Origin of the sequence: Micromonospora sp. B006, assembly GCF_003408515.1 — a bacterium.
In the GTDB taxonomy this organism is placed as follows: Bacteria; Actinomycetota; Actinomycetes; order Mycobacteriales; family Micromonosporaceae; genus Micromonospora; species Micromonospora echinospora_A.
The window spans coordinates 5821287-5842106 of the sequence record NZ_CP030865.1; the positions used below are offsets into that span (position 1 = coordinate 5821287).

Sequence of the window (20820 nt, forward strand, 5' to 3'; positions counted from 1 at the left end):
CGGACCGCCGCGCCGGCGTCGGCCGGCGCGGCGGATCAGCGGCCCTCGGCGTCGTCCATGGCCCGGTAGATGCGCTGCTCGGAGACCGGATACGGGGTGCCGAGGGCCTGCGCGAACACGTTCACCCGCAGCTCCTCGATCATCCAGCGGATCTGCCGGACCGCTGTCTCCTGGCGGCGGGCCGGCGGCAGCGCGGCGAGCATGTCCTGGTACTCCTTCTGCACCACGGCGATCCGGTCCTGCTGTTGCTTGTCCCGCTGCGGGTTGCCGGGCAGCCGGTCCAGCCGCCGCTCGATCGCGGTCAGGTAGCGCAGCAGGTCGGGCAGGCGCGCGTAGCCGGCCTCGGTGATGAAGCCCTTGTGCACCAGGCCGGTGAGCTGGTTACGGATGTCGGCCAGCGCGGCCACCACCGCGAGGTTCCGGGTCGCGCCGAGCCGCTGCTCCACCGCGTACCCGGCGGCCAGCACCCGCCGGACCCGATCCATCACCTCGACGACCGTGTCCACCAGGTCGGCCCGCACCCTGTCGCGCAGCGCGGCGAAGCCCTCGGCGTCCCAGGCCGGGCCGCCCGCGTCGCCGATCAGCTTGTCGATCGCCGCCCCGGCCGCGTCCTCGATCAGCTCCGGCACGCTGCCGTGCGGGTTGCGGGACAGCGCCAGCTTCGCCTCGTTGCTCAGCCGCCCCTGAAGGAACTTCGCCGGCGACGGCAGCGTCAGGCGCAGCAGCCGCCGGGTGCCCGCCCAGTGCGCGGCCTCCTGCTCGGCGGCGGAGTCGAACACCTTCACCCCGACCGTCGTGCCCTCGTCCACCAGCGCTGGGTACGCGGTCACCGCGAAGCCGGCGCGTACCTGCTCGATGCTGCGCGGCAGCGCGCCGATCGACCACTCGGTCAGCCCGGTACGGGCCACGTCCGGCGCGGCGGCGGCCACGACCTGGCGTACCTCCTGGCGCAGCTCGCGTTGCAGCGCCGGCAGGTCCTTGCCCTCGGCGACCGGCTTGTCGTCGTCGCCGAGCACCCGGAATGTGACCCGCAGGTGCGGCGGCAGCCGACCCAGGTCCCACGCGTCCGCCGGTACGGTCACGCCGGTCATCCGGCGCAACTGCCGGGTCAGCGCGGCGGGCAGCGGCTCCTCGCCCGGCGTGATCGCGGCCAGCGCGGCGCGGGCGTAGTCGGGTACCGGCACGAAGTTGCGCCGCACCGGCTTGGGCAGCGACCGGATCAGCGCGATCACCAGTTCCTCGCGCAGCCCCGGCACCTGCCAGTCGAAGCTCTCCGCCGGCACCTGGTTGAGCAGCGGCAGCGGGATGTCCACCGTCACGCCGTCGGTGGGCGCGGTCGGGTCGAACGTGTACGTCAGCGGCAGCGTCACGCCGTCGGCCCGCCACTCGTCCGGGAAGTCCTCCTCGTCCACCCCGCTCCGGCCGTCGTTGACGAGCAGTTCGCGGGTGAACGTGAGCAGGTCGGGCCGTTCCCGGCGGGTCTTCTTCCACCAGGAGTCGAAGTGCCGGCCGGAGACCACGTCGGCGGGGATCCGCTGGTCGTAGAAGGCGAAGATGGTCTCGTCGTCGACCAGGATGTCGCGGCGTCGGGCCCGGTTCTCCAGCTCCTCGATCTCGGTCAGGAGCTTCTGGTTGTCCCGCCAGAACTGGTGGTGCGTCTGCCAGTCGCCCTCCACCAGGGCGTGCCGGATGAACAGCTCCCGGCTCAGCTCCGGGTCGATCCGCCCGAAGTTCACCTTGCGGGAGGTGACGAGTGGGATGCCGTACAGCGTGACCTTCTCGTAGGCCATCACCGCGGCCTGCTTCTTCTCCCAGTGCGGCTCGCTGTAGCTGCGCTTGACCAGGTGCTGGGCCAGCGGCTCGACCCACTCCGGCTCGACCCGCCCGGCCACCCGGCCCCACAGGCGGGACGTCTCCACCAGCTCGGCGGCCATCACCCAGCGCGGCGGCTTCTTGAACAACGCCGACCCGGGGAAGACGGCGAACTTCGCGCCCCGCGCGCCCAGGTATTCGTGCTTCTGCGCGTCCTTGAGGCCGAGGTGCGACAGCAGGCCGGGCAGCAGCGACTGGTGCACCTTCGGGGTGTCGATCTCCTCCGGCAGGTCGGCGCCGGCGCCGCGCCGGCCCTCACCCTTGTCCGAGGTACGCAGGACCTGGCGCAACTGGCTGACGATGTCCTGCCACTCGCGTACCCGCAGGTAGTTGAGGTATTCGGCCTTGCACATCCGGCGGAACGCGCTGGAGGACAGATCCCGCTGCTTCTCCCGCAGGTAGCGCCACAGGTTCAGGTACGCGACGAAGTCCGACTCTTTGTCGGCGAACCGGGCGTGCGCCTGGTCGGCCTGGGCCTGCTTGTCGGCCGGGCGTTCGCGCGGGTCCTGGATGGACAGCGCGGCGGCGATCACCACCACCTCGGTGGCGCAGCCGTTGCGTTCGCCTTCCAGGACCATCCGGGCCAGCCGGGGGTCGACCGGGAGCTGCGCCAGCCGGCGGCCCAGCGCGGTGAGCCGCTTCGCCGGGTCGGTCTCGGCCGGGTCGAGCGCGCCCAGCTCGTGCAGCAGGTTGACGCCGTCGGTGATGTTGCGCCGGTCCGGCGGGTCGATGAACGGGAACGCGGCCACGTCGCCGAGCCCGATCGCCGTCATCTGGAGGATGACCGAGGCCAGGTTGGTGCGCAGGATCTCCGGGTCGGTGAACTCGGGCCGGGAGTCGAAGTCCTGCTCGTCGTAGAGGCGGATGCAGATGCCGTCCGAGGTACGCCCGCAGCGGCCCTTGCGCTGGTTGGCGCTGGCCTGCGAGACCGGCTCGATCGGCAGCCGCTGCACCTTCAGCCGGCTGGAGTAGCGGGAGATCCGGGCGGTGCCCGGGTCCACCACGTACTTGATGCCCGGCACCGTCAGCGAGGTCTCCGCGACGTTCGTGGCCAGCACCACCCGGCGGTTGCTGTGCGCGGCGAAGACCCGGTGCTGCTCGGCGGTGGAGAGCCGGGCGTACAGCGGCAGGATCTCGGTGCCGAGCAGGGACCGCTTGGACTGCACCAGCTTGCCCAGCGCGTCGGCGGTGTCCCGGATCTCCCGCTCGCCGCTGAGGAACACCAGGATGTCGCCCGGTCCCTCGGCGGCCAGCTCCTCGACCGCGTCGCCGATGGCCTGGATCTGGTCGCGGACGTTCTCCTCGTCGGCCTCGTCCTCCTCGTCGGCCTCGGTGACCTCGACCAGCGGCCGGTAGCGGACCTCCACCGGGTACGTGCGCCCGGACACCTCGACCACCGGCGCCGGGTTGCCCTCGGCGTCGGCGAAGTGCTTCGCGAACCGGTCGGTCTCGATGGTCGCCGAGGTGATGACCACCTTGAGGTCGGGCCGGCGGGGCAGGAGCTGCCTGAGGTAGCCGAGGATGAAGTCGATGTTGAGGCTGCGCTCGTGCGCCTCGTCGATGATCAGCGTGTCGTACTGCCGCAGCATCCGGTCGGTCTGCAACTCGGCCAGCAGGATGCCGTCGGTCATCAGCTTGACCAGGCTGTTCTCGCCCACCTGGTCGGTGAAGCGCACCTTGTAGCCGACCACGTCGCCCAGCTCTGTGCCGAGCTCGTCGGCGATCCGGTCGGCGACGGTGCGGGCCGCCAGCCGGCGGGGCTGGGTGTGCCCGATCAGGCCGGTGATCCCGCGCCCCAGCTCCAGGCAGATCTTGGGCAGCTGGGTGGTCTTGCCGGAGCCGGTCTCACCCGCCACGATCACCACCTGGTGGTCGCGGATCGCGGCGGCGATGTCGTCCTTGCGATCGCTCACCGGCAACTGCGGCGGATAGGCGATCGCCGGCACGGCCGCGCGGCGCGCCTCCAGGCGCGCCTCCGCGCGGGTCACCTCGGCCGTGATCTCGGCCAGCGCCGCCTCCCGCCGCTGCGGGTCACGCAGCCGCCGCACGCCGTCGAGCCGCCGCTGGAGGCGGCGCTGGTCGCGGAACATCAGCGGGGCGAGGCGGCGGTGCAGGTCGCGGGCGGTGTCAGGGGCGGCGGGTACGGCTGGATTCTGCATGTCGTCGCCAAGGATAGGCAGCCGCGCGGCGGACCGCCCCCGGGTTACCGGCGACGGGCGCGCCGTCACCGGCGGGCCGCCCCACGGGGATAAAGTTGCCGCCGACGGGGGCCGACGGGGCCGACGAGGGGCGGGGATGATCATGCGGGACACCGACCGGGCGCTCGTGCAGGCCGCCACCGCCGTCGCGAAGCTGCGCTGCCGCAGCGACAACCACACAGTCGCCGCCGCCGTACGCAGCACCGACGGCCGGGTGTTCAGCGGCGTCAACGTCTACCACTTCACCGGCGGCCCGTGCGCCGAGGTGGTGGCGATCGGCGCCGCCGCCACACAGGGCGCCGGCGAGCTGGAGACGATCGTCGCGGTGGGGGACCGGGGCCGCGGCGTCATCCCGCCGTGCGGGCGCTGCCGCCAGGTGCTGCTCGACTACTTCCCGTCGATCAAGGTGATCGTCGGGCCGCCGGACGGGCTGCGCGCCGTGCCGGTGACCGACCTGCTGCCCGAGACGTACGTCTGGTCCGACCAGCAGGTCGAGGTGCCGGCCGGGCCGCGCGCCCCGCTGTGGCCGACACCGGTGGTGCCGGGCGTCCGGCAGGCCGCCGAGGACTGACCCGCGCTCCGGCCGAGCCGCGACGCTCAGTCGCCGGCGGCGGCCTCCAGCATCGAGCGGGGCACCGGCACCTGCTCGAAGCGGACCTGACCCTCCGGCACCATCCAGCTGCTCACCTGCGCGACCAGATGGCCCGCGCGTACCGCCGGGTCGTTCGCGTAGAGCTCACGGGCCATCTGCGGGTCCACCGACAGCACCACGAAACCGCGGACCCGCTCGTCGTCGCCGTCCAGGAACGGCCCGGCCGCGAGCACTGCGCCCTGCTCCACCAGCCCGGCCTGGTGCGCCAGGTGGGCGTCCTGGATCCGGTCGAGGGCGTCGGGCGGCAGGTCCGGCGCGTCGTCCGGACGGACCAGGAGCACCACCGTGTGCCTGTCGAATCGCATGTCCTCAGGCTAGGTGCTGCCGGGCGTGCAGTGCCCGGATCGACCAGTCCAGCACCGGCGCCAGGCTCTCGGGCGGTGGCCAGCCGTTGACCACGGAGAGCAGCTCCAGGTACCGCTCCCGGCGAGGGTCGCGCGCGGTCCGCAACCGGTCCAGCATCCGCCGGCGCAGGTCGGCGTCGTCCGGCCGGCCGCAGAGCCGCGCGTACCGGTCCGCCGCCCTGTCCAGGACGGGGTCGGCCCCGGGTGAGGCCGGCTCGACACCGGCGGCCAGCGCCGGGGCCACCTCCTCCCGGACCACGGCTACCACGTCCCGGCGTACGCCCTCGGCGCCGGCCCGGTCCGCCGCGTGCTGCTCGGCCAGCCGGCGCAGCCCGGCCCGGAACTCCGGGTCCTGAGCCAGCTCGGCCAGCTCCACCCACGCCTCGATCTGGCAGTCGTCCGGATCGTCCGGCAGCTCCGGCGTGAGCGACCGGCGGATGCCCGCGAACCCCGGATCGGTCAGGCCGCCGAACGCCGCGTCGAGGAACTCGTCGGCCAGCCGCCGTCGTTCCCGCGTGGCCAGGCCGGCCAGCCGGTGCAGCAGGTCGGCCTGCGACGGGGTGGCCCCGCGCCGGGCGATCACAGTGAGCACCGCGCGGCGCGTCCGCAGCAGCCGGATCTGCGCGGTCAGCGCGTCCGCGTGCGCCGAGGCGACCTCGGCCAGGGTGATCTCCCGGCTCACCACCCGGTGCACGGTGGGCAGGTCCACGCCCAGCTCGCGCAACGTCCGTACCAGGTCGAGCCGGGCCACCGCGGCCGCGTCGTAGCGGCGGGGGCCCGCCGGTCCCCGGTCGGTGGGCGGCACGATGCCGCGGTCGGACCAGAACCTGATCGTCTTCACCGGCAACCCGGTCCGCCGGGCCAGGTCACCGATCGAGTAGCGCTCCGCACCGTCCATGCGCCCACCATCGCGCCTCCCCCTGGTGGAGGCGCAACCCGCTCAGGTACGCCTTACCAGGTCAGCTAAGGTAAGGCGCACCTAACCGGAAGGCCAAGATCCCTCGTGACGACCGTCGCCGTCCGGCCCGCGCGGGCCGGGGCTCCCGTCCGCCGCGGCGCCGTCCGCCGCGTCGCGGTCACCGTGGCGGCGGCGCTCCTGCTCCTGCTGGCGCTGCTGGCCAGCCTGGCGCTCGGCAGCCGGCATTTCCCCGTCGACCAGGTGTGGCACGCGCTGGTGTCCCCGGACGGCGGCGACGCGACCACGGTCGTCCGGGACATGCGGCTGCCGCGTACCGTCCTCGGGCTGGTCGTCGGCCTCGCGCTGGCGCTGGCCGGGGTGCTGTTCCAGGCGGTCACCCGCAACCCGCTGGCCGAGCCGCGCATCCTCGGCATCAGCGCCGGGGCCTCGTTCGGCGTGGTGCTGGCCATCGCCGTGTTCGGAGTCGGCACGCTCGCCGGGTACGTCTGGTTCGGCATCGCCGGCGCGCTGCTCACCGGGCTGCTCGTGTTCGCCGTGGCCAACCGCGCCCGCGACGGCGCCAGCCCGGTCACCCTCGCGCTCGTCGGTGCGGCCCTCGACGCCGGTCTCGGCGCCATCGTGTACGCGCTGCTCAGCATCGACGCCCGCACGTTCGAGGAGTACCGCTTCTGGGTGGTCGGCGGGCTGACCGGCCGGGGCGTCGGCGTGGCCGGCCAGGTGCTCCCGTTCGTGGCGGCCGGGGTGGTGCTGGCCCTGCTGGCCGCCCGCGGCCTGGACGCGCTCGCCCTCGGTGACGACGTGGCCCGGGGACTCGGCCACCGGGTCGCCCTGGTCCGGCTCGCCGCCGGTGGCGGTGGCGTGCTGCTCACCGGCGCCGCGGTGGCCGCCGCCGGGCCGATCGCCTTCGTCGGGCTCGCGGTGCCGCACCTGGCCCGGGCGCTCGTGGGCGCCGACCACAGGTGGACGCTGCTGGTCGCCGCGCTGCTCGGCCCCGCGCTGGTGCTCACTGCCGACGTGGCCGGCCGCCTGGTCGCCCCGCCCGGCGAGATCCCCGCCGGCATCATCACGGCCCTGCTCGGCGCCCCCCTCCTGGCCTACCTGGTCCACCGAGCCAAATCGGTGACGACATGACCACCCCGGCCCCGAGCCCGGCCCCCCGCGATCTTGCACTTGCTGCCCCGGCGAAAGGGGCGATCCCGGCGCCGTCGGGGCAGCAAGTGCAAGATCAACGACGCGGGCCTCGGGGGACCGGGCGCGGGGTTCTGCGGGTCGGGGCGATGGTGGTGGTGCCGTTCCGGTGGCGGCCCGTCGTTCTGGCAGTGGTGCTGTTCGTGTTGCTCTGCCTCGCGGTGGTGGTCAGCCTGTCGCTGGGGACGCCGTACGTGGCCCCCGTCGACGTGCTGCGCTCGCTCTCCGGCGCGGGCACCCCGTACGACCTCGTGGTGCGCGACCTGCGACTGCCCCGCGCCGTCCTCGCGGCGGTCGCCGGGGCGGCCTTCGGCGTGGCCGGCACGCTGATCCAGAGCGTCGCCCGCAACCCACTGGCCAGCCCCGACGTCATCGGCGTCACCCAGGGCGCCGGACTGGCCGCCACCATCGCGCTGACCAGCGGGGCGGCGGCGGTGCTGGTGGCGCCGGCAGCGCTGCTCGGCGGCCTGGCCGCGGCGGTGCTGGTGTTCGCGCTGGGCGCCCGGCACGGCCTGGCCGCCCAGCGGTTCGTGCTGGCAGGCGTGGCGGTGGCGTTCGCGTTCCGGGCGCTGATCGAGGTCGTCATGCTCACCGCCGACCCGATCGACGGGCTGCGCGCGCAGATCTGGCTGATCGGCACGCTCGCCGGCAAGGGGTGGAGCGAGGCGGCCTGGATCGCTGGCACGCTCGCCGTGCTGCTGCCGGTGCTCCTCTGGGCCGGCTGGGCGCTGCGCAGCAGCACGCTCGACGACGACACCGCGCGGGGGATCGGCCTGCGGCCGGTGGCCCGGCGCGTGGGCCTGGCCGGCACCGGCGTGCTGGCCGCCGCCATGGTCAACGCCCAGGTGGGCGCGGTGGACTTCGTGGCGCTCGTCGCCCCGCAGGTGGCTCGCCGGCTGGCCCGGACCGAGCGCCCGCCGCTGCTCTGCGCCGCGCTGCTGGGCGCGTTGCTGCTGGTGCTCGCCGATCTGGGCGCCCGCCGGCTGCTGGCGCCCACCCAACTGCCGGCCGGCGTGCTCACCGCGGCGATCGGCGGCCCGTACCTGATCTTCGTGCTGCTGCGCACCCGAGGGAGGCGCTCGTGACCGCGCTGCTGTCCACCCGCGACCTGGTCGTCGGGTACGAGGGCCGGACCGTGCTGGACGGACTGGACCTCGACCTGCCGGCCGACACGTTCACCGTGATCGTCGGCCCGAACGCCTGCGGCAAGTCGACGCTGCTGCGCACCATGGCCCGCCTGCTCACCCCCCGGCGGGGCGCGGTGCTGCTCGACGGCGCGGCGATCCGGGACCTGCCCACCCGGGACGTGGCCCGGCGGCTCGGCGTGCTGCCGCAGAGCCCGCTGGTGCCCGAGGGGATCACCGTGGCCGACCTGGTCGGGCGGGGCCGGCAGCCCTACCAGCGCTGGTGGCGGCAGTGGTCGGCCGAGGACGGGCGGGCGGTCGATGAGGCCATGCGGCTGGCCGACGTCGCGGGGCTGGCCGACCGGGCGGTGGACACGCTCTCCGGCGGCCAGCGCCAGCGGGTGTGGATCGCCATGACACTGGCCCAGGACACCGACGCGCTGCTGCTGGACGAGCCCACCACGTATCTCGACCTGGCCCACCAGGTGGAGGTGCTGGACCTGCTGCACCGGCTGCGCGCCGAGCGGGGCCGGACCGTGGTGGCCGTGCTGCACGACCTCAACCAGGCGGCCCGGTACGCCGGCCACCTGATCGCCATGCGCGACGGCGCGGTGGTCGCCGCCGGCCCGCCGCGCGAGATCCTCACCGCGGACCTGGTCCGGGGCGTGTTCGGGCTGGACTGCGTGGTCGTGCCCTGCCCGGTCAGCGGCGCGCCGCTGGTGGTGCCCGCCCTCACCCAGAGCGCCCGCGCCGAAAGAGCAGCCACCCAGACCTCGGCCGTTCCGGCCGCCACGTCGGCCACTGCCGGCGTCCCCGTCGGCGACGCCTGAGCGCGCCGACCCGCACCACCGAAAGGAACACCATGCGTCGTCTCGCCGTCGCACTCACCGCCGCGCTCGCCCTCGGCGTCGGTCTCACCGCATGCGGGGAGAGCGATCCCGTCGGCGGCGCCGGCACCGGGGAGACCCGGGAGATCACCCACGCCATGGGCACCACGAAGGTGCCCGCCGAGCCGAAGCGCGTGGTCGTGCTCGACACCGACAAGATCGACACCGCGTTGTCGCTCGGCGTCACCCCGGTCGGCGCCGCCACCGCCGGTGAGGCGAAGAGCTGGCCCACCTACTTCGGCGCGGAGAAGCTCGCCGGCATCACCGAGGTCGGCGTGCTCACCGAGCCGGACCTGGAGGCGATCAACGCGCTCAACCCGGACCTGATCCTGGGCAGCAAGTTCCGGCAGGAGAAGTTCTACGACGAGCTTTCCAAGATCGCGCCGACCGTGTTCACGGAGAAGGTCGGCATCACCTGGAAGGAGAACTTCCTCCTCGACGGCGCGGCGCTGGGCAAGGAGCAGCAGGCCAAGGACCTGCTGGCCGGGTACGAGAAGCGGGCGGAGGACTTCGGCGCGAAGCTCGGCGACGCGGCGTCCCGCAAGGTCTCCATCGTGCGCTTCATGCCGACCGAGATCCGCCTGTACGGGCCGGACTCGTTCTCCGGCATCGTCGTCGGCGACACCGGCCTGGGCCGCCCCGAGCGGCAGCTGCTCGCCGGCAAGGAGGACAAGCGGATGGACCGGGTCAGCCCGGAGCGCATCGCCGAGGCCGACGGCGACGTGGTGTTCGTGACCGCGTACGGCGAGAAGGCCGCCGCCGAGCAGGCGAAGGTCACCGGCGGCACGCTGTGGAAGGGCCTGTCGGCGGTCAAGGCGGGCAAGGCGCACGTGGTCTCCGACGAGATCTGGATGACCGGCATCGGCGTCGGCGCCGCCAACAAGATCCTGGACGACCTGGAGAAGTACCTGGCCGCCTGAGCCCCGGCACACCCGCGCCCGTCCAGCCGCACGAGGCTGGACGGGCGCTGGTGTGTTTCAGGCGGCCAGCTGCGAGAGCAGGAACGCGTTGAGCGCCACCACGAACGCGGTGATCGCCACCGCCGCCGCGGTGGTGGCCCGGCGGTTGACCAGGTTGCCCATCAGGTCCCGGCGGCGGGTGAACATCACCACCGGGATCAGCGCGAACGGGATGCCGAAGCTCAGCACCACCTGGGACAGCACCAGCGCCCGGGTCGGGTCGACGCCGATCGCGAGCACGGCCAGCGCGGGCAGCAGCGTGATCATCCGGCGGGCCAGCAGCGGAATCCGGCGGCGCAGGAAGCCCTGCATGATGACCTCGCCGGCGTACGTGCCGACGCTGGTGGAGGCGAGGCCGGACAGGAGCAGCGCGACCGCGAAGCCGACCGCCGCTGCCGTGCCGAGCGTGGTGGCGAGCCCGGCGTGCACACCTTCGAGGGTGTCGGTGCCGGGGATCGACGTGCCGTGGAAGCTGCTCGCCGCCACCAGCAGCATGGCCAGGTTGACCGCCCCGGCGACGCCGAGCGCGATCAGCACGTCGACGCGTAGCCCTTTGGCGACCACCCGCCGCTGCGCCTCGCCCTCGGTGGGCAGGCGGTTCGGGGTCAGCGCCGAGTGCACGTAGATGACGTGCGGCATCACCGTCGCGCCCAGGATGCCGGCGGCGAGCAGCATGCTGTCGGTGCCCTGCATCCGGGGCAGCAGCCCGGCCGCGGCGTCGGACACGTCCGGCTGCGCGGTGACCAGGTTGACCGCGAACGCCAGCACGATCACGCCGAGCAGCACCGCGATGGCGATCTCGAACGGCCGGAAGCCTCTGGAGCGCAGCGCCAGGATGGCGAACGAGGCGGCGCCGACGATCAGGCCGCCGGGCAGCAGCGGGACGCCGAACAGCAGGTACAGGGCGACCGCCCCGCCGATCACCTCGGCCAGGTCGGTGGCCATGGCGACCAGCTCGGCCTGCGCCCACATGAAGCGGTTGAGCGGCCGGGGCAGGTGCTCCCGGCACAGCTCGGGCAGGCTGCGCCCGGTGGCCAGGCCGAGCTTGGCGGTGAGCGTCTGCACCAGCATGGCGGCCAGGTTCGCCGCCACCACCACCCAGACCAGTAGGTACCCGTACCGGGCGCCGGCGGTGGAGTTGGTGGCGAAGTTGCCGGGGTCGACGTAGGCCACCGCGGCCACGAACGCCGGTCCGAGCAGGATGAGGCGGCCGCGTGCCGGGCGCGGGGCGCGGGCGGTCCGCAGCGGGGGTACGACGGGCGAGTCGTTTGTTACCACTGGTGCTCCTCGACGGACGACGGGTGGCGGGACGAGACGACGATCGGCGGGGGCGAGGCGGAGTCAGGCGGGTTCGTGCCGGGCCGCCGCCGGGTTGCGCTCCAGCGCGTCCGCGAACGGGACCAGCGCGACGAGGTCATGGAGGCCACGGCCATGCCGGGTTGTTCCCGACTATTACTCACATATGCCACTAACCTGAGCCCGGAGGGGAAAGCGCACATGAGGGACGGTGCCGCCCGGCTCGCGGTGATTGCCCGCCGGGCGGTGACGACCGCCGCCCTGCTGCGGCGGCTCCTCCGGCCCGGCGGGTCGCCCCGGGCGCAGCACGCCGAACGGCCGTCCCGGGAGCGGGACGGCCGTTCGGTCAGGCGGCGGTGAGTCGGTGCCGGTCGGATCGGTCGGTCAGGCGGCGGTGGACCAGATGGCGCGGAACGCGGCCGCCTCACCGGCCAGCCACTGCTCGATCTGCCCGGGCTTGACGTCGGGGGGCATCCGGTGCGCCTCGCCGCGCCGCACGTCGACCAAAACCGGCTCGGCGTGCGGCAGCACCGCGTCCATGTGCCGGGCCATCAGGTGCAGCGTGGCGAGCGTGGCCTCCTCGCTCGGCGGCGTCTCGTCGAAGTGCAACCGGATCGCCTCGGCCCGGCCGTCGGCGTACCGGACGCCGAACTGTGGGTTGATCTTCACGGGCAGGTCACCCAGCATCGCCAGGGCGTCGCGGGTCTGCGCCAGGTCGACCCCGGCCGGCTCGCCCAGCGAGTGCAGCCAGCGGGTCGCGCCCGGCACGAGCGCCTCGTAGAGCGGCCGCCAGCGCGGCTTGACCAGGTCGGCGACCTGCGCGAGGTGCGTGCCGCCGGTGTGGAACGCGACGTCGGCCTTGAGCGCCTTGACGAACTGGCCGTGCGGGTTGAAGCCGTGCCGGCTGGCCCGCTGCCGGCGCAGCCCGCCGACGAAGGTGGCCTTGGTGGGCCCGGTGCGGTCGACGTACCGGGTGAAGCCGAGGAGGGTGGCGTAGGGGGTGACAGGGGCGGCGGAGGTGGGCGCGGTCACTGGCGTCCTCCCAGGTCAACGACTGGATTAGTACATACATTCTAATCGACGGGTCTGACATCGCCCAGGGCTTCGGCGGACGTTCTCGGCCTGCCCACCGGTGGTCGGCCGGGCCGGTCGGCGCAGGACTCCGGCATCGACGCCGGCCGCCCCCTATACTCGCCGCATGGCGGCGTCACCTGCTGTCGTCGCAGACCTCGGCGACGAGCTGAGAGGGCTGGGCTGGGTCAGCGACCTGATGGTGGCGGGTTCACTTGCCACCGGCGACTACGTGCCGGGCGTCAGCGACCTCGACCTGGTCGCGCTCGTCGACGGACCGGTCGACGCCGGCCGGCGGGACGCACTCGTCGCGATTCATCGTCGCCTCGACGGCGGCAGCGGCGAGGGACTCAAGCTCGGCTGCGTGTACGTCGAGGGCGCCACCGTTCCCGACCTCGGCCTGCGGCATCCGACCTGGACCCACGGCCGGCTCGTCCACCGCGTCCTCTCCCGGGTCACCAGAGCGGAGCTGGCCCGGCACGGATACGCGGTCCTCGGGCGCTCGCCGGGTGACGTCTTCCCCGAGGTCTCCGCCGACGACATACGAGCGGCGGCCCGCGCCGAACTGACCGGCTACTGGGCCTGGGCCGCCCGACGTCCATGGCTGTGGCTGGACCCCACCGTCGCCGAGCTCGGTCTCACCTCGATGGCACGGGGCCGGCACGCGCTCCGCGAGGGCGCGCTGCTCACCAAGACGCAGGCGATCAGCCAGGCGCACGCCCCCGCCTGGCTGATCGACCGGCTCGCTGCCAGACGGCGGGGCGAGGACGTCTCCCCGCCCCGGATACGGACGGCCTTCGTCGCCTGGCGCGACGCCCGCCGAACGGTCGCCCACGCACGGCGCGTCCGCTGAGCGGCGGGCCGCCTCAGCGCGCCGCCGCTACAACTGGCCGACGTCGGTGATCCGGACCGCCGCCGCGCCGATCTCGTCCGAGGCGGCGAGGTCGATCTCGGCGCTGATGCCCCAGTCGTGGTCGCCGTCCGGGTCGTCCAGGATCTGCCGTACGGTCCACTTCTCGCGGCCCTGCTCGATCATCAGCAGCGCCGGCCCGCGCGCGTCCGGACCCACCCCGATCGCGTCGTACGTCTCGAAGTACGGCTCCAGCGCGTCGGCCCAGGCGTCGGCGTTCCACCCGTCGCCGGCGTCCAGCTCGCCGAGCAGGTCCCAGCGGCGCAGCGCGGCCAGCTCGACGCGGCGGAACATCGCGTTGCGCACCAGCACCCGGAACGCCCGCGCGTTGCGGGTGACAGCCGGCGGCCGGTCGTCCAGCGAGGCGGCCACCTCGGCCACGTCCGACGGGTTGCGCAGCCGCTCCCACTCGTCGATCAGGCTGGAGTCGACCTGGCGGACCAGCTCGCCCAGCCACTCGATGAGGTCGACCAGCTCCTCGGTCTTCGCGTCCTCGGGGACGGTCTGGCGCAGCGTCTTGTACGCGTCGGCGAGGTAGCGCAGCACCAGCCCCTCGGACCGGGACAGCCCGTAGAACTGGACGTACTCGGGGAACGTCATGGCCCGCTCGTACATGTCGCGGACCACGGACTTGGGGGAGAGCTGGTGGTCGGCGACCCACGGGTGGCCCTGCCGGTACATCTCGTACGCGGACTCCAGCAGCTCGGCGAGCGGCTTGGGCCAGGTCACCTCGTCGAGCAGTTCGAGGCGTGCCTCGTACTCGATGCCCTCGGCCTTCATCGCGGCGACCGCCTCGCCGCGCGCCTTGAACTGCTGCGCGGAGAGCACCTGGCGCGGGTCGTCCAGGATCGACTCGATGACGCTGAGCACGTCGAGCGCGTACGACGGCGACTCCCGGTCGAGCAGCTCGACGGTGGCCAGCGCCAGCGGCGACAGCGGCTGGTTGAGCGCGAAGTCGAGCTGGAGGTCGACGGTGAGGCGTACCCGGCGGCCGGTCTCGTCCGGCTCGGGCAGCTCCTCGACCACGCCGCCGGCCCGCAGCGCCCGGTAGATGGCGATGGCCCGGCGGATGTGCCGGCGCTGCGCGGCCGGGTCCTCGTGGTTGTCGGTGAGCAGGTGCCGCATCGAGGCGAACGCGTCACCGGGGCGGCCGATCACGTTGAGCAGCATCGAGTGGCTGACCTGGAAGCTGGACGTGAGCGGCTCCGGCTCGGCCTCGACCAGGCGCTGGAACGTCGGCTCACCCCAGCCGATCGAGCCCTCCGGCGGCTTCTTCTTCACCACCTTGCGGCGCTTCTTCGGGTCGTCACCGGCCTTCGCGAGCGCCTTCTCGTTCTCGATCACGTGCTCCGGCGCCTGCACCACGACCCGGCCCAGCGTGTCGAACCCGGCCCGCCCGGCCCGGCCGGCGATCTGGTGGAACTCGCGGGCCTTGAGCAGCCGGGTACGGGTGCCGTCGTACTTGCTCAGACCGGTGAACAGCACGGTACGGATCGGCACGTTGATGCCGACGCCGAGCGTGTCCGTGCCGCAGATGACCTTGAGCAGGCCGGCCTGGGCGAGCGTCTCGACCAGGCGGCGGTACTTCGGGAGCATGCCCGCGTGGTGCACGCCGATGCCGTGCCGGACCAGCCGGGACAGCGTCTTGCCGAAGCCCGAGGTGAACCGGAAGTTCCCGATCGCCTGGGCGATCATGTCCTTCTCGGCGCGGGTGCAGACGTTCACGCTCATCAGCGCCTGGGCGCGTTCCAGCGCGGCGGCCTGGGTGAAGTGCACGACGTACACCGGGGCCTGCTTGGTCTGCAGCAGTTCCTCCAGGGTCTCGTGCATCGGCGTGGTCGCGTACGAGAAGAGGAGCGGGACCGGCCGCTCGGCCGAGCGGACGACGGCGGTCGGCCGGCTCGTGCGCCGGCTCAGGTCGTCGACGAAGCGGGTGGTGTCGCCGAGCGTGGCCGACATCAGCACGAACTGGGCCTGCGGCAGCTCGATCAGCGGCACCTGCCAGGCCCAGCCGCGGTCCGGCTCGGCGTAGAAGTGGAACTCGTCCATGACCACCTGGCCGACGTCGGCGCGGGTGCCCTCGCGCAGCGCCAGGTTGGCCAGGATCTCCGCCGTGCAGCAGATGATCGGCGCGTCCGCGTTGACGCTGGCGTCGCCGGTGAGCATGCCGACGTTCTCGGCGCCGAAGACCTCGCAGAGCGCGAAGAACTTCTCCGAGACCAGCGCCTTGATCGGCGCGGTGTAGAAGGTGGTGCGGTCGTCGGCGAGCGCCGCGAAGTGCGCCGCGATCGCCACCAGGCTCTTGCCCGAGCCGGTGGGCGTATTCATGATCACGTTCGCGCCGGAGACGATCTCGATGACCGCCTCCTCCTGGTGGGGATAGAGGCTCAGGCCGCGCTCGGACGCCCAGGAGGCGAACGCGTCGTAGAGGGTGTCGGGGTCGGCGGTCTTCGGCAGCGCGGCGGTGAGAGTCATGGCGCTCCCATCGTGCCTGGATCACACCACGCCGCGCCAACCGGGTTCAGCGCACCGGGTTCAGCGCACCGGCTTCAGCGCCGCCGGTGGATCAGGTCGAAGACCTCCCGGCCGGCGGTCAGCGCGCGGCGTTCGAACTTCGTCACCGGCCGGTGCCCGGGCCGGGGCGCGTAGCCGCCGTGCACGTCGACCAGCTCCGGGTCGGCGGTGAGCGTCTCGCGCATCGACTCGGCGTACTCGGCCCAGTCCGTCGCGCAGTGCAACGTGCCGCCGGGCGCCAGCCGGGAGCGCAGCAGCGCCACGTGCGCCGGCGCGATGATCCGCCGCTTGTGGTGGCGGGTCTTCGGCCACGGGTCGGGGAAGTAGACGTGCACTGCGTCCAGGCAGCCCTCCGGCATGGCCCGGACCAGGTCCAGCGCGTCCCCCTCGGCCACCCGCACGTTGTCCAGACCGTGCCGTTCGACCAGCTCAAGCAGGTTGGCGATTCCCGGCGTGTGGACCTCGACCGCCAGATAGTGTCGGTCCCGGTCGGCCGCCGCCATGGCGGCGGTGGCGTCGCCCATGCCGGAGCCGATCTCCAGCACCAGCGGCGCCCGCCGTCCGAACAGCGCCGCCGGATCGTACGGCCCGTCGAGGGTGGCGATCCTGAGGCCGTACGCGGGCCAGAGCCGGTCCAGCGCGTCGCGCTGCCGCTCGCTCATCCGCCCGCGACGCGGATGGAAGGTGCGGATGCGGGCGGCGGGGAGGTCGGTGAGGGTCACAACGACCCGAGCCTACGCCACCCGGATCGGATGTGATGTGCGGCCGGGGGTGAGAGGATTCATCCCGTACGCCGGGAGGGGTCATGGGGTCGTTCAGGGTACGTGAGGCGCTGCTGGTCGCGGTCGCCGCGTGCGCCGCCCCGCTGGTCGGCGCGGTGCCCGCCCAGGCCGCGCCGCGCGCCGCCGAGCCGGTGCCGGAACAGCCCCCGGCCGACGTGATCTTCGTGGAGGTCACCCCGGGCACCGTGTCGCCCGGCTACCTGGTCGGCATCCGGGCGAGCTGCCGGAACAACACGGTGCCGGCGATCGTCACCTCGGACGCGTTCGGCAAGATCCAGGTGCAGCCGCAGCGCGGCCTGCTCACCGCCTCGCCGATGGTGCACGAGCGCACCCGGCCCGGCAACTACCGGGTCAAGCTGGAGTGCCCCGGCGGGGAGACCGCCTCCACCATGCTCCAGGTGGTCAAGCAGGGGCAGCCCACCCGGCAGCCGACCCACAGGCCCAGTCACCTGCCCAGCCGTGGCCCGGCGACCGGGTTCGGCGGCACCGCCGGTCCCGGCCTCGGTGGCCTGCTGGTGCCGGTCGGGCTGGCGGTGACCATGGTCGGCGCCGGGCTCGGTGTGGCCGCGTCCCGCCGCCACGCCCGCGGCGCCGCCGGACGCTGAGGCCCGCCATGGCCGAGCACTTCGTTCCGCCGCCCGCCGGGTCCCGGCGTTCCGGCTGGCCGTTCCTTGCCCTGCCCCCTCCGGCCGCGCCGCCGACCACCGCGGCCCGCCCGTCCCGGACCGGTCCTCCCGCCGCGCCGTCCACCGACGCGGCCCGGCTGTCCCGGACCGGCCCTTCCGCACCGTCCACCGATGCGGCCCGGCTGTCCCGGGCTGATCCGGCCGCCGCTCCCCGCGCCGGCTCGCGCTCGGGGGACGTGCCTGCCGCCGGAACGGGATCGTCCGTCGTACCGGTCTCCGGCTCGCGGCCGGGCGGCGCCCCGGCCTCCGGCACGGATCCGGCGCCCGGGACGGGATCGTCCGTCGTACCGGTCTCCGGGTCGCGGCCGTGGCTGCCTCCGCCCGCCGCGTCGCGCCCATGGGATCCGCCGTCGGCCGATGCGCGGGCCCTGCGTCCGCGGCCCGCCGGGCCGCCACCGGTCCAGCCGCCACCGGCGTCGCCGGCCGAACGGGGCCGGGGCTCGTGGACGAAGCCGCTGGCCGTGGTGCTGGTGCTGATCGGTGTGTTCGCCACCGGGGCCGGGCTCGGGCGTACGGCGGGGCCGTTCGACTTCGCCGACGCGTCGACCGAGTCGAGCGGGTCGAGTGCGGCGGCCCCGGCGGGCGCTGCCGCCCCGGCCCGGAAACCGGCCAGCCGGCCGGTACGCCTGTCGGTGCCGGCCATCAAGGTCACCGCTCCGGTCACCCCGGTGGGGCAGGCGAAGGACGGCTCGGTGGACGTGCCGCCGCTGACCGAGCACAACCAGACCGGCTGGTACGACAGGGGAGCGGTGCCCGGCGACCCCGGACGGGCGATCATCGTGGGCCACGTCGACACCAAGAGCGGGCCGGCCGTCTTCTACAGGTTGCGTTCGCTGAAGCCGGGCGCCCGGATCACGGTGACCCGCGCGGACCGCAGCGTGGTCACGTTCAAGGTGGACAGCGTCGAGTACTTCGACAAGGCGAACCTGCCCGCGGCGCGGGTCTACGGCGACTCCGGCCCGGCCGAGCTGCGCCTGATCACCTGCGGCGGCGAGTGGGTCGGCGGCCGCACCGGCTACCAGGACAACGTGATCGTCTTCGCGTCCCTCACTCGCTGACCGCTCCCGCGCCGGAGCGCCAGGCCCGTGGGAGATCTTGGTACGAAACGGCCCCTATGGGGGCGCGAATCTTCCAAGATCTCCGCGAGGCCGGGCCTTGCGCGCGTTGATCATGAGGTTGGCGGGGACAAAAGGGACGGCGGGTGCCGCCAACCTCATGATCAACCGGGAGGGCGGGTCAGGGCTTGGCGGGGACCTGCTGGACGACCTCGAACTCCAGCAGGTTCGCGCCGGTGGCGACCGGCTTGCGCGGCTCGCCGCCCTCGGCGTGCGCGGCCCGGGACGGGCCCTGCGCCCAAGCCTGATACGCCTCCTCGCTCTCCCAGCGGGTGTAGACGAAGTAGCGGCTCTCCCCGGCGACCGGGCGCAGCAACTCGAAGCCGAGGAAACCGGGGGAGTTCTCCACCGCGCCGGCCCGGGCCGCGAACCGCTTCTCCAACTCCTCGCCGGCGTCGGGCGGGACGTCGATCGCGTTGATCTTCACGACTGCCATGTGTCCACCCTAGCGAGCGCCGCCGCGCGGCAGCGGGCGGTCAGAACGTCTCGACGGCCGGGGCCAGGTCGGCGTCCACCACGACCGGGGCGTGGTCGGAGGGGCCCTTGCCCTTGCGGGCCTCCCGGTCCACGTACGCGGAGCGGACCGCGCGGGCGAACGACGCGCTCGCGTACACCAGGTCGATCCGCATTCCCTTGTTCTGATGGAACATCCCGGCCCGGTAGTCCCAGTACGTGTACGGGTGCGGCCCCTTCATCGGCGTCGGCACCACGTCCTCCAGCCCCAGGTCACGCAGCGCGGCCAGGGCGGCCCGTTCGGCCGGCGTGACGTGGGTGGACGTGACGAACAGCGCCGGGTCCCAGACGTCGGCGTCGGTGGGCGCGACGTTGAAGTCGCCGCAGACGGCCACCGGCAGGGGCCCGGCCACCTCCGGTTCCAGGGCGTCGCGCAACGCCGCGAACCAGGCCAGCTTGTACGCGTAGTGCGGGTCGTCCGGCGTGCGGCCGTTCGGCACGTACACCGACCAGACCCGCAGCCCGTCGCAGGTGGCCGAGATGGCGCGGGCCTCGGGCTCGGGGAAGCCGGGCTCACCCGGGAAGCCGACCGCCACGTCGGCGAGCCCGACCCGGGACAGGACGGCGACGCCGTTCCACCGGCCGTCGCTGTGGCTGGCCACCTCGTAGCCCAGCTCGCCGACCTCGGCGACCGGGAACGCCCCGTCCGGGCACTTGGTCTCCTGCAGGCACACGACGTCGGGCTTCGTGGTGGCCAGCCACTCGAGCAGCCGGGGCAGGCGGGCCTTCACCGAGTTGACGTTCCAGGTCGCCAGGCGCATGTGACCAGCCTGCCGCATCCCCGGCCGCCTTGCCCGCCCGGCCCGCCGGTCAGGTACCGCGCGGAGCCGGGCACGCCGCGGAGCCGGTCGGGCGGCGCCGGGCCTAGCGCTCCGGGGTGTCGCCGGGGCGGGTCTGCTCGGCCAGGAAGCGTTCCAGCTCGGCGCCGAGCTCGTCGGCGGTGGGCAGCGGCCCGGTCTCGCCGGCGAGCAGGCTCTTCTCGCCCCGGCCGCGGGCGAACGTGTCGTACTGCTCCTCCAGCGCCTGCACGAGCGTGGCCGCCTCCTCGGTCTGGGTGACCTGGCGGTCGATCTCGACCCGGACCGCCTCGGCGGCGGTGCGCAGGTCCTCGACCGGCAGCAGCAGGCCCGTGCTGCGGGACACGGCCGACAGCAGCGCCTCGGCTGCGGCCGGGTACTCGGTCTGGGCCACGTAGTGCGGCACGTGCGCGGCGAACCCGAGGGCGTCGCGGCCCTGCTCGCCGAGGCGGTACTCCAGGAGGTGACCGACGCTGGCCGGCACCTGCACCTTCTGCAGCCACGGCTCGTGGCCGGCGATCAGCTCCTTGCGGGTGGCGTGCGCGGTGACGCCGCTGGGCCGGGTGTGCGGCACCGCCATCGGGATCGAGTTGAGACCGACGGTGAGCCGGACGTCGAGGCGCGCGCAGAGCCCGGCGACGGCTGCTACGAAACGCTCCCACTGCAGGTCCGGCTCGGGGCCGGTGAGCAGCAGGAACGGCGTCTCGTCGTCGTCGCGCAGGGCGTGCAGCTCCAGGGCCGGGGCGTCGTAGTCGGCCCAGTGGTCCTCGACGAACGTCATCACCGGGCGGCGGGAGCGGTAGTCGAAGACCTGGTCGATGTCGAAGCGGGCGATCGTCCGGGCGTCGAGCGAGGTGAGCAGCTGCTCGCGGGCGAGCCGGGTGGCGTTGCCGGCGTCGACGAAGCCGGTGAGCGCCTGGATCAGCACCGGCTGGCCGAGCTCGGGCAGCTCGTCGGTGAGTTCGTAGAGCTCGTGTGGATCGAGCACCGGTG

General features: G+C 73.7%; 19 protein-coding genes. 9 read left to right on the forward strand and 10 right to left on the reverse strand.

Going from position 1 to position 20820, the window contains the following annotated elements; translation table 11 throughout:
* Window positions 1-35: 35 nt before the first annotated feature.
* Window positions 36-4031 carry an ATP-dependent RNA helicase HrpA gene (gene hrpA / locus MicB006_RS26095; protein WP_116509681.1) on the reverse strand — a complete coding sequence of 1332 codons (3996 nt, stop codon included), beginning with the start codon at window positions 4029-4031 and terminating at the stop codon, window positions 36-38.
* A gap of 142 nt (window positions 4032-4173) precedes the next feature.
* Here hrpA and MicB006_RS26100 point away from each other — a divergent pair, with 142 nt between their 5' ends.
* Window positions 4174-4641: a cytidine deaminase gene (locus MicB006_RS26100; RefSeq protein ID WP_225980510.1), complete on the forward strand. Its 468-nt coding sequence runs from the start codon at window positions 4174-4176 to the stop codon at window positions 4639-4641.
* 26 nt (window positions 4642-4667) lie between these two features.
* On the opposite strand, the gene MicB006_RS26105 is transcribed toward MicB006_RS26100, so the two are convergent.
* Both MicB006_RS26105 and MicB006_RS32685 read right to left on the reverse strand, forming a co-directional pair.
* Complete coding sequence (locus MicB006_RS26105; protein ID WP_116509683.1) at window positions 4668-5027, reverse strand: YciI family protein; 360 nt, start codon at window positions 5025-5027, stop codon at window positions 4668-4670.
* A gap of 4 nt (window positions 5028-5031) precedes the next feature.
* Window positions 5032-5964, reverse strand: a complete 933-nt coding sequence (locus MicB006_RS32685; RefSeq protein ID WP_116509684.1) for a MerR family transcriptional regulator — start codon at window positions 5962-5964, stop codon at window positions 5032-5034.
* 105 nt (window positions 5965-6069) lie between these two features.
* Here MicB006_RS32685 and MicB006_RS26115 point away from each other — a divergent pair, with 105 nt between their 5' ends.
* From MicB006_RS26115 to MicB006_RS26130, 4 genes are all read left to right on the forward strand, one after another.
* Window positions 6070-7116 carry an iron ABC transporter permease gene (locus MicB006_RS26115; RefSeq protein WP_116509686.1) on the forward strand — a complete coding sequence of 349 codons (1047 nt, stop codon included), beginning with the start codon at window positions 6070-6072 and terminating at the stop codon, window positions 7114-7116.
* A 146-nt stretch (window positions 7117-7262) separates the two neighbouring features.
* Window positions 7263-8258: an iron chelate uptake ABC transporter family permease subunit gene (locus MicB006_RS26120; RefSeq protein WP_116509687.1), complete on the forward strand. Its 996-nt coding sequence runs from the start codon at window positions 7263-7265 to the stop codon at window positions 8256-8258.
* Window positions 8255-9127 (forward strand): ABC transporter ATP-binding protein, encoded by an 873-nt coding sequence (locus MicB006_RS26125; protein WP_116509689.1) that lies wholly within the window; start codon window positions 8255-8257, stop codon window positions 9125-9127. The genes MicB006_RS26120 and MicB006_RS26125 overlap by 4 nt, the downstream gene beginning before the upstream one ends.
* A gap of 32 nt (window positions 9128-9159) precedes the next feature.
* Window positions 9160-10104 (forward strand): ABC transporter substrate-binding protein, encoded by a 945-nt coding sequence (locus tag MicB006_RS26130; RefSeq protein WP_116509691.1) that lies wholly within the window; start codon window positions 9160-9162, stop codon window positions 10102-10104.
* A 57-nt stretch (window positions 10105-10161) separates the two neighbouring features.
* On the opposite strand, the gene MicB006_RS26135 is transcribed toward MicB006_RS26130, so the two are convergent.
* Window positions 10162-11421 carry an Nramp family divalent metal transporter gene (locus tag MicB006_RS26135; RefSeq protein WP_116509692.1) on the reverse strand — a complete coding sequence of 420 codons (1260 nt, stop codon included), beginning with the start codon at window positions 11419-11421 and terminating at the stop codon, window positions 10162-10164.
* 219 nt (window positions 11422-11640) lie between these two features.
* On the opposite strand from MicB006_RS26135, the gene MicB006_RS31885 reads away from it, so the two are divergent.
* Window positions 11641-11799, forward strand: coding sequence for a hypothetical protein (locus MicB006_RS31885; protein WP_161565960.1), 159 nt, complete (start codon window positions 11641-11643; stop codon window positions 11797-11799).
* Between the two features lie 24 nt (window positions 11800-11823).
* Here MicB006_RS31885 and MicB006_RS26145 read toward each other — a convergent pair whose 3' ends face one another.
* Window positions 11824-12471, reverse strand: a complete 648-nt coding sequence (locus MicB006_RS26145) for a hypothetical protein (RefSeq protein ID WP_116509696.1) — start codon at window positions 12469-12471, stop codon at window positions 11824-11826.
* A 166-nt stretch (window positions 12472-12637) separates the two neighbouring features.
* Here MicB006_RS26145 and MicB006_RS26150 point away from each other — a divergent pair, with 166 nt between their 5' ends.
* On the forward strand, window positions 12638-13363 hold the full coding sequence (locus MicB006_RS26150; protein ID WP_116509698.1) for a nucleotidyltransferase domain-containing protein: 726 nt from the start codon (window positions 12638-12640) through the stop codon (window positions 13361-13363).
* Window positions 13364-13390: 27 nt separating this feature from the next.
* Here MicB006_RS26150 and MicB006_RS26155 read toward each other — a convergent pair whose 3' ends face one another.
* Window positions 13391-15895 carry an RNA helicase gene (locus MicB006_RS26155; RefSeq protein ID WP_116509700.1) on the reverse strand — a complete coding sequence of 835 codons (2505 nt, stop codon included), beginning with the start codon at window positions 15893-15895 and terminating at the stop codon, window positions 13391-13393.
* A 74-nt stretch (window positions 15896-15969) separates the two neighbouring features.
* On the reverse strand, window positions 15970-16656 hold the full coding sequence (trmB, locus tag MicB006_RS26160; RefSeq protein ID WP_116509702.1) for a tRNA (guanosine(46)-N7)-methyltransferase TrmB: 687 nt from the start codon (window positions 16654-16656) through the stop codon (window positions 15970-15972).
* A gap of 83 nt (window positions 16657-16739) precedes the next feature.
* Between trmB and MicB006_RS26165 the strand changes: the two genes are divergently transcribed.
* Both MicB006_RS26165 and MicB006_RS32085 read left to right on the forward strand, forming a co-directional pair.
* Window positions 16740-17321 carry a hypothetical protein gene (locus tag MicB006_RS26165; protein WP_116509704.1) on the forward strand — a complete coding sequence of 194 codons (582 nt, stop codon included), beginning with the start codon at window positions 16740-16742 and terminating at the stop codon, window positions 17319-17321.
* Window positions 17322-17770: 449 nt separating this feature from the next.
* Complete coding sequence (locus MicB006_RS32085) at window positions 17771-18460, forward strand: class F sortase (protein ID WP_192900338.1); 690 nt, start codon at window positions 17771-17773, stop codon at window positions 18458-18460.
* A 178-nt stretch (window positions 18461-18638) separates the two neighbouring features.
* On the opposite strand, the gene MicB006_RS26175 is transcribed toward MicB006_RS32085, so the two are convergent.
* The 3 genes from MicB006_RS26175 to MicB006_RS26185 all read right to left on the reverse strand — a co-directional run bounded on the left by MicB006_RS26175 (window position 18639) and on the right by MicB006_RS26185 (window position 20815).
* Entirely contained in the window at window positions 18639-18953 is a 315-nt protein-coding gene (locus MicB006_RS26175) for an antibiotic biosynthesis monooxygenase (RefSeq protein WP_116509707.1), read from the reverse strand.
* 40 nt (window positions 18954-18993) lie between these two features.
* Window positions 18994-19791 (reverse strand): exodeoxyribonuclease III, encoded by a 798-nt coding sequence (locus MicB006_RS26180; RefSeq protein ID WP_116509709.1) that lies wholly within the window; start codon window positions 19789-19791, stop codon window positions 18994-18996.
* 103 nt (window positions 19792-19894) lie between these two features.
* Window positions 19895-20815 carry a proteasome assembly chaperone family protein gene (locus MicB006_RS26185; protein ID WP_116509710.1) on the reverse strand — a complete coding sequence of 307 codons (921 nt, stop codon included), beginning with the start codon at window positions 20813-20815 and terminating at the stop codon, window positions 19895-19897.
* Window positions 20816-20820 lie beyond the last annotated feature (5 nt).

Excerpts from the sequence above, each read along its gene's own strand:
- hrpA (WP_116509681.1), bottom strand. The coding sequence starts at position 4,031 with ATGCAGAATCCAGCCGTACCCGCCGCCCCTGACACCGCCCGCGACCTG.
- MicB006_RS26100 (WP_225980510.1), top strand. The coding sequence starts at position 4,174 with ATGCGGGACACCGACCGGGCGCTCGTGCAGGCCGCCACCGCCGTCGCG.
- MicB006_RS26105 (WP_116509683.1), bottom strand. The coding sequence starts at position 5,027 with ATGCGATTCGACAGGCACACGGTGGTGCTCCTGGTCCGTCCGGACGAC.
- MicB006_RS32685 (WP_116509684.1), bottom strand. The coding sequence starts at position 5,964 with ATGGACGGTGCGGAGCGCTACTCGATCGGTGACCTGGCCCGGCGGACC.
- MicB006_RS26120 (WP_116509687.1), top strand. The coding sequence starts at position 7,263 with ATGGTGGTGGTGCCGTTCCGGTGGCGGCCCGTCGTTCTGGCAGTGGTG.
- MicB006_RS26130 (WP_116509691.1), top strand. The coding sequence starts at position 9,160 with ATGCGTCGTCTCGCCGTCGCACTCACCGCCGCGCTCGCCCTCGGCGTC.
- MicB006_RS31885 (WP_161565960.1), top strand. The coding sequence starts at position 11,641 with ATGAGGGACGGTGCCGCCCGGCTCGCGGTGATTGCCCGCCGGGCGGTG.
- MicB006_RS26150 (WP_116509698.1), top strand. The coding sequence starts at position 12,638 with ATGGCGGCGTCACCTGCTGTCGTCGCAGACCTCGGCGACGAGCTGAGA.
- MicB006_RS26155 (WP_116509700.1), bottom strand. The coding sequence starts at position 15,895 with ATGACTCTCACCGCCGCGCTGCCGAAGACCGCCGACCCCGACACCCTC.
- MicB006_RS26165 (WP_116509704.1), top strand. The coding sequence starts at position 16,740 with ATGGGGTCGTTCAGGGTACGTGAGGCGCTGCTGGTCGCGGTCGCCGCG.
- MicB006_RS26175 (WP_116509707.1), bottom strand. The coding sequence starts at position 18,953 with ATGGCAGTCGTGAAGATCAACGCGATCGACGTCCCGCCCGACGCCGGC.
- MicB006_RS26180 (WP_116509709.1), bottom strand. The coding sequence starts at position 19,791 with ATGCGCCTGGCGACCTGGAACGTCAACTCGGTGAAGGCCCGCCTGCCC.